This is a genomic window from Priestia sp. P5_B4 (assembly GCF_056400385.1).
In genome coordinates this window covers 1-5,786 of the sequence record NZ_JBFULJ010000194.1, presented here as the reverse complement: position 1 = coordinate 5,786, position 5,786 = coordinate 1, and the positions used below count along the sequence as shown (strand labels likewise).

Genomic DNA, 5,786 nt, shown 5'->3' with positions numbered 1-5,786 from the left:
AGTCATGACTGGAGTTGGGCGTACAGGCGTGATGTTTGCGTATGAGCACTGGGGAGTTAAACCAGACATCATGACGCTTGGAAAAGGAGTGGGAGCAGGATATACACCAATAGCCGTTACGTTAGCTAGCAGCAAAACGATTGAACCTATCATGAACGGATCCAAATTAATTATGAGCGGACATACGCTAAGCGCTAATCCGCTGTCATCCGCTGTAGGGATAGCTGTTTTAACCTATATTGAAAAGCATGATCTTGTTCAAGAAGCAGCGCTGAAAGGAGACTATTTAGTAGGGGAATTGAAGAAGCTTCAACTTCTTTACCCTATCATTGGTGATATACGTGGCAAAGGCTTACTAGTTGGTCTTGAGCTTGTGCAAAATCCAAAGACGAAGGAGCCTTTTTCATCTTCGGAAAATATGACGGCACGCGTAATAAGTAAAGCCCAAAAAAATGGTCTTCTCCTTTATCCTTCACARGCAGGAACAGACGGAGTAGAAGGAGACGGTATTATTATTGCGCCACCATTTACGATTACTCATCGTCAGCTTGATGAAGCGGTCGATCTGCTTTCGAAAACATTGCATGAAGTGCAAAATGAAAAACAGAGAAATGAGGTGAAATGAGTGACAAAGGTCGAAAACTCATTTCAAAAGATCACAACTGTGGAACAAGCGATTGAATACGTGGATCATGCGGCTACGCTGATGATAGGAGGATTTGGAGGAGTAGGCAGCCCGCCTTCTCTCATTGATGGTCTGATTGAAAGCGGAAAATCAAATTTTACATTGATATGTAATGATTCAGGCTTTCCTCATATTGGTGCGGGAAAATTGGTAAGCCAAGGAAGAATTCAAAAGCTGATTGCTTCTCATATTGGGTCGAACCCAGTGGCTGGAACGCTGATGACAGAAGAAAAGCTGGAAGTTGAGTTTTCTCCTCAAGGAACGCTTGCTGAACGGATTCGAGCGGGAGGAGTTGGACTCGGAGGAGTACTGATTGATGTAGGAATAGAAAATGACATTATTCAATTTGGAAAAGAAAAAGTGGAAGTAGACGGCAAGACATTTTTAGTGGAAAAGCCGCTCACAGCCGACGTTGCTTTTGTGTATGCAAAAAAAGCAGATCCATTCGGCAACTTGCTTTATGATAAAAGCGCTCGAAACACTAATCCGTTAATGGCAATGGCAGGTCGTATAACTATCGCTGAAGTGGATGAAATTGTTCCTCTTGGGGACATTGACCCAGAGAACGTGATGACGTCAGGTGTATTTGTGGATTATATTGTCCCTTCAAAAGGAGTGAATTGGAAATGGGTTTGGGAATAGATATTCGTCATCGTATTGCAAAACGTGCTGCGGCTGAAATTCAAAACGGCATGATTGTTAATTTAGGGATTGGCATTCCTTCTCTTATTCCTAATTATGTGCCAAGCGCTGTTCATGTGATGTTTCATGCTGAAAATGGAATTTTAGGGTTAGGATCTTCCCCTCCTTTAGGTGAAGAAGATGAGAATGTTTGTAATGCAGCAGGCTATCCAACAACTACCGTTCAAGGGGCTTCATACTGTGACAGTGCTACAGCCTTCGCGATGATTCGAAAAGGATACGTCGATATGACCATTCTTGGTGCGTTGGAAGTGAGTGAAAAAGGGGATTTAGCTAATTGGATTGTGCCAGGTAAGCGAGTTCCTGGGATGGGAGGAGCGATGGAATTAGCTCAAAAAGCGAAAAAAGTCATTGTGCTAATGAATCATACGAGCAAGACAGGAGAACCGAAGCTGGTTAAGACGTGCTCTTTACCTCTGACTGCTTCGGGCTGCGTGGGATTAGTTATTACAGATCGGGCGGTTTTTAAAGTAGAAAAAGATGCGCTTCTTCTAACAGAGTTAATGTCTCCTTATACTGTAGAGGATATTTTGAGTTCAACAGAAGCGACAGTTCGCCTGAGTGATCAATTGATTACGATACCATAAGGAGGACCCTTACATGAACATACAGCAATCTATTCATAACTGGATGACAGAGCATCGTCAAAGTGCAGTGCGTTTACTCAAGCGTTTCGTAGAAGAAGCAAGCGTACAAGGTTCTGAAAAGCATGCGCAGGCAATTGTTATTGAACGCCTTCGACAGCTGCAGTTAGATATTGATATATGGGAACCGGACGAAAAAATACTTCGCAGCCATGAAGCTTTTGCCTCCAACCGTTCTACTTTTCGAGACAGTCCGAATGTGGTAGGCGTTTTAAAAGGGAAAGGCGGAGGGAAATCCATTATTTTGAATGGGCACATTGATGTAGTGCCACCCGGAGATCTTTCACAGTGGACGGAAGACCCTTATACGGCTGTTGTAAAAGATGGAAACTTATATGGACGCGGAGCAACGGATATGAAAGGAGGAAATGTGTCGTTACTCTTAGCTATTCAAGCGTTGAAAGAGCTAGATATTTCACTAAAAGGAGATGTTATTTTTCAAAGCGTAGTAGAAGAGGAAAGCGGAGGGGCAGGAACACTTTCCTGTGTACTTAGAGGGTATAAAGCAGATGGTGCCATCATTCCAGAACCAACCAACATGAAGATCTTCCCTAAACAGCAAGGCTCCATGTGGTTTCGAGTGACCGTGCATGGAGTAGCAGCACATGGAGGGACTCGGTATGAAGGCGTGAGTGCGATTGAAAAAGCAGCTGTTGTGCTTAAACATATTGAGGGTCTTGAAAAAGAGAGAAACAGCCGAATTACCGATCCGCTCTATAATAAAATCCCTATTCCCGTGCCGATTAATATCGGAAATATACAAGGCGGAACGTGGCCTTCTTCAGTCGCTGATCAAGTAATATTAGAAGGCAGGATAGGAGTTGCTCCGCATGAAAAAATGAAAAATGTCAGAGCAGAAATGAAATCCTGGCTTGAACTTTTGGCTCAGCGTGATGAGTGGTTTGCTGAGCACCCTGTCGACTTGGAATGGTTTGGGGCCCACTGGCTTCCCGGTGAAATTGAATTGGAGCATCCGCTTATGACCTCTCTTTCGTCCTCTTTTTATCAAGTGAAACAGAATCAGCCGATCATTGAAGCATCTCCTTGGGGAACGGACGGAGGGATACTGTCACAAGTAGGGGATATTCCAACAGTTGTTTTTGGACCGGGAGTAACAGAAGTGGCCCACTTTCCGAATGAGTATATTTGTATTCAAACGATGCTTGACGCAGCGGAAATTATTGCTCTCACTGTAGCAGACTGGTGCAGTATTGCGGACTAAGCTAAAAAGGGAGAGGATACAAACAAATGGGGAAACAAGAAAATATTTGTCAGCCAACCTTTGCTATGACTCTTTTTTTAGATGAATATAACAAGCGTCTGAGAGTAGATGATTACCGGGGAAATGTAAACGATATTTACAGCTATATATATAAAGAAATTGATAAGAAAACGTACGAAAAGTGGAYTATAAAAGCACGTGCTGAACATCTGTTGGACTGGATAAGCTTGGGATTTTCTTTAGAAGCAACTGTTCCCTACTATTTTAACGGAAGCGACGCGTATCTTTTATGCTACTATACGTCTCAATCCCGCCGAGACAGCGGGGAGACGTTAAAAGAAACAGAGCTGCTTCAAGATGTGTTGAATTTGCCGACATCTGATTATTCTTCTTTATCGAATCAACTGATCATGCGCCAAGCCATTTCATCTGACGCTAAACAACTTTCTCAGCTCTACCGTCAAATCTTCACAGTGTATCCTACTCCCCTCTACGAAGAAGAGTATCTCTCTAATTTGCTTCAAGAAGATAGCTTGTTTTATATCATAGTTGACAAGAACGATATCGTTAGCGCTGCTTCTGCTGAAATTGACTATGTCTATCACAATGCTGAACTAACGGATTGTGCGACTCTCCCTGCTTACCGAAAGTATGGATTCATGAAGCATTTATTAAACGCACTAGAGGCGGAGCTAAAACAGCGGCATATTTTTTGTGTATACACAATAGCGAGAGCGCTTTCATTCGGGATGAACGCCGCCTTTCAGCAGCTTGGCTATACCTATACGGGAAGGTTAACGAATAATTGTTACATTTATAAATCGTTAGAAGATATGAACGTATGGGTGAAGGATCTGTCAAAAAGTAAAGGGTGAGAAATAATTAACCAATTTATGGGCTGTAACATATAACAATAGTAAATCTTCATAAAGGAGCGATTGTATGTTATATGATTTATATAAGCCGTCCCGGCACTGGAAAGATATTGAGTTATGGAAAGATGTTCCTGAAGAAAAATGGAATGACTGGATTTGGCAATTAACAAACACAATTCGAACGTTAGATGATTTAAAAAAGGTTATTAACTTAACTCCTGAAGAAGAAGAAGGAGTACGCATTTCAACCAAAACCATTCCGCTCAATATTACGCCTTACTATGCATCTTTGATGAATCCAGATGATCCTCGCTGCCCCGTCCGTATGCAGTCTGTTCCGGTTGGCAAAGAACTTCATAAAACAAAATATGATCTAGAAGATCCCCTAGATGAAGACGAAGATTCTCCAGTGCCAGGGTTGACTCATCGCTATCCTGATCGCGTTTTGTTCTTAGTCACCAATCAATGTTCCATGTACTGCAGGTACTGTACTCGAAGAAGGTTTTCAGGACAAATCGGAATGGGCGTTCCAAAAAAGCAGTTAGATGCTGCGATTGCTTATATCGCCAAAACACCTGAAGTACGAGATGTACTCATTTCAGGAGGTGATGGCTTGCTGATTAATGACAACATTTTAGAATATATTTTGAAGAATTTACGAGCTATTCCCCATGTGGAAATTATTCGGATTGGCACAAGAGCACCCGTTGTGTTTCCACAGCGAATAACAGAAAATTTATGTACCATTTTAAGGAGATATCATCCAGTATGGTTAAATACTCACTTTAATACATCCATTGAAATTACGGAAGAGACAAAAAAAGCATGTGAAATGCTTGTCGATGCAGGCGTTCCAGTTGGCAATCAAGCGGTTATTTTAGCTGGGATTAATGACAGCGTAGCTATCATGAAAAAGCTTATGCACGATTTAGTGAAAATACGCGTTCGTCCTTACTATATTTATCAATGTGATTTGTCAGAGGGAATTGGGCATTTCCGCGCACCTGTTTCCAAAGGGCTTGAAATTATGGAAGGGCTGCGAGGTCATACGTCTGGCTATGCTGTTCCAACGTTTGTTATTGATGCGCCAGGAGGAGGAGGAAAGATTGCAGTTCAGCCAAACTATATTATTAGTCAAAGCGCAAGTAAAGTTGTTCTGCGAAACTTTGAAGGAGTGATTACGACGTATCCGGAGCCAGAAAGCTATGTGCCTGGGCGTGCAGATGATTATTTTCGAGCTGTTTATCCAGCATCGGATGCTAAAGATTCTTCCATCGGCATCTCGGGTCTTATGAATGATGCTCAATTCAACCTTGTACCGGAAGGGTTAGGGAGAGTAAAAAGACGTAAAACATATGAAAGTGACAGTGCTCACGAAAGTCTAAAAGATAAACGTGAAAAAAGAGATGAATTAAAAGATAAAAAGTTTAAAGCTCAATTGAAAAAAGACGTTAAAAGCGACGATGCTCCATCATCTTAAGGAGGTCCTGTAATATGACTGTTCAATGCGCATGGTGCGAAGAAGAAAAAGCGGTAGAAACAACCAATACCGCATACTGGGAATTGCCAGATGGAACGAGAAGTATTGAAATTACTCATATGCCATGTATCAGCTGTTCAGGTTGCGGGATGTCATATCAAGAAGAAGAGATCATAGA

The 5,786-nt window shown here is 42.0% G+C and carries 7 protein-coding genes; all 7 read left to right on the top strand.

What is annotated here, in order from left to right; translation table 11 throughout:
* A partial coding sequence (locus AC1DRF_RS15030; protein ID WP_477741046.1) for an aminotransferase class III-fold pyridoxal phosphate-dependent enzyme occupies positions 1-625 on the top strand: 625 nt, incomplete at its 5' end.
* Positions 626-1,327 carry a CoA transferase subunit A gene (locus AC1DRF_RS15025; protein ID WP_043976614.1) on the top strand — a complete coding sequence of 234 codons (702 nt, stop codon included), beginning with the start codon at positions 626-628 and terminating at the stop codon, positions 1,325-1,327.
* Complete coding sequence (locus AC1DRF_RS15020) at positions 1,312-1,974, top strand: 3-oxoacid CoA-transferase subunit B (RefSeq protein WP_043976615.1); 663 nt, start codon at positions 1,312-1,314, stop codon at positions 1,972-1,974. The genes AC1DRF_RS15025 and AC1DRF_RS15020 overlap by 16 nt, the downstream gene beginning before the upstream one ends.
* A gap of 13 nt (positions 1,975-1,987) precedes the next feature.
* Positions 1,988-3,253 carry a peptidase gene (locus tag AC1DRF_RS15015; RefSeq protein ID WP_097824463.1) on the top strand — a complete coding sequence of 422 codons (1,266 nt, stop codon included), beginning with the start codon at positions 1,988-1,990 and terminating at the stop codon, positions 3,251-3,253.
* 26 nt (positions 3,254-3,279) lie between these two features.
* The gene (ablB, locus tag AC1DRF_RS15010) at positions 3,280-4,128 is read left to right on the top strand and encodes a putative beta-lysine N-acetyltransferase (RefSeq protein ID WP_477741045.1); all 849 of its coding nucleotides are present in this window, start codon (positions 3,280-3,282) and stop codon (positions 4,126-4,128) included.
* 67 nt (positions 4,129-4,195) lie between these two features.
* Entirely contained in the window at positions 4,196-5,608 is a 1,413-nt protein-coding gene (gene kamA, locus AC1DRF_RS15005; protein ID WP_427091191.1) for a lysine 2,3-aminomutase, read from the top strand.
* A gap of 14 nt (positions 5,609-5,622) precedes the next feature.
* The coding region (locus AC1DRF_RS15000) for a YokU family protein (protein WP_477741047.1) at positions 5,623-5,786 on the top strand (164 nt) is incomplete at its 3' end.